This window comes from Achromobacter sp. 10T422 (genome assembly GCF_056394065.1).
Genome location: NZ_JBFTHD010000031.1, coordinates 1 through 413, shown reverse-complemented (window position 1 = coordinate 413; position 413 = coordinate 1). Strand labels below are relative to the sequence as shown.

Sequence of the window (413 nt, the reverse complement as noted above, 5' to 3'; positions counted from 1 at the left end):
GCGTGAAGATGTACGAGTGCATCAAGGTCACGCTGCTCGCCTCGCTCAATGGCTACGCGCCGCTGGTGGCGGTGGAATTCGGCCGCAAGGTCCTGTACTCCACGGTGCGGCCGTCGTTCCTCGAGCTCGATGACCACGTCCGCGAAGTCAAGAGCCTGACCTGACCGGAGAGACGTCATGAGCAGCGCCCAGGATCTGCGTCCGATCATCATCCGCAAGGCCAAGTCGCACGCCAAGCCGCATGGCAACCACAGCTGGAAGATTGCCTACGCCGACTTCATGACGGCGATGATGGCCTTCTTCATGGTGATGTGGCTGCTGAGCTCGGTCTCGCCGAAGACGCTGGAAGGCGTAGCGGAGTACTTCCGCACGCCGCTGAAGGTGGCGATTGCCGGCGGCGACAAGAGCAGCAT

Annotated in this window: 1 protein-coding gene and 1 pseudogene; both read left to right on the top strand. The window is 62.2% G+C overall.

The features are described 5' to 3' along the window. A pseudogene (locus AC1DB0_RS29845) lies at positions 1–164 on the top strand (flagellar motor stator protein MotA); the annotation flags it as partial. A gap of 13 nt (positions 165–177) precedes the next feature. Then, positions 178–413: flagellar motor protein MotB (locus AC1DB0_RS29840; RefSeq protein WP_476758827.1), on the top strand; the 236-nt coding region annotated here is incomplete at its 3' end.